Raw genomic sequence first — 331 nt, 5'->3', positions numbered from 1 at the left:
AAGAACGAAATCGTTCCAGTTGAAGGTCATGATGAGAACGGTTTTAAAGTTCTTATTGAGGACGATGAAACAATCCGTCCAGAAACGACTGCAGAGTCTCTAGGCAAGTTGAAGCCAGCTTTCAACCCTAAAGGCGGTACAGTAACTGCGGGTACGTCTTCACAGCTTACAGATGGCGCAGCAGCAATGTTGTTGATGTCAGCTGAGAAAGCAGAAGAGCTTGGCCTTAAGCCACGTGCTCGTATCGTTTCAATGGCTGTTGCAGGTTGTGATCCAGCTATCATGGGTTACGGCCCAGTTCCAGCAACTAAGAAAGCACTTAAGCGTGCTG

Annotated in this window: 1 pseudogene; it reads left to right on the top strand. The window is 47.7% G+C overall.

The annotated features are described in order from the left end of the window. Nucleotides 1-331 (top strand): annotated as a pseudogene (gene fadA / locus A3761_RS06695) (acetyl-CoA C-acyltransferase); the annotation flags it as partial.

The sequence above is a fragment of the Oleiphilus sp. HI0123 genome (assembly GCF_001635315.1).
This window is presented reverse-complemented; position numbering and strand designations above follow the sequence as displayed.